The sequence below is a fragment of the Staphylococcus sp. EG-SA-15 genome (genome assembly GCF_017151895.1).
Taxonomy (GTDB): Bacteria; Bacillota; Bacilli; order Staphylococcales; family Staphylococcaceae; genus Staphylococcus; species Staphylococcus aureus.
In genome coordinates this window covers 1-250 of the sequence record NZ_JACVZN010000119.1, presented here as the reverse complement: position 1 = coordinate 250, position 250 = coordinate 1, and the positions used below count along the sequence as shown (strand labels likewise).

Below are 250 nucleotides of genomic sequence, written 5' to 3'. Positions count from 1 at the left end.
CGATCTTATTACGATGTTCTGTTGAAATCACTGGTCCCATTTCAGTATCAGCATCAAAACCATTACCTAATTTGATTTTTTTCACGCGATCAATAAGTGCTTGCTCAAATTTGTCTTTAATACTGTTACGAATATTGCCTTGGAACTTGGCGGTAAAAATCCAAACATTATCTTTGATGATGCTGATTTTGAATTGGCAGTAGACCAAGCGTTAAATGGTGGATATTTCCATGCAGGTCAAGTTTGTTCA

The 250-nt window shown here is 36.0% G+C and carries 1 protein-coding gene and 1 pseudogene; one reads left to right on the top strand and one right to left on the bottom strand.

The window, feature by feature from the left end; translation table 11 throughout:
- Positions 1-85: hypothetical protein (locus IDG64_RS15665; protein WP_481906131.1), on the bottom strand; the 85-nt coding region annotated here is incomplete at its 3' end.
- A gap of 30 nt (positions 86-115) precedes the next feature.
- On the opposite strand from IDG64_RS15665, the pseudogene IDG64_RS14615 reads away from it, so the two are divergent.
- A pseudogene (locus IDG64_RS14615) lies at positions 116-250 on the top strand (aldehyde dehydrogenase family protein); the annotation flags it as partial.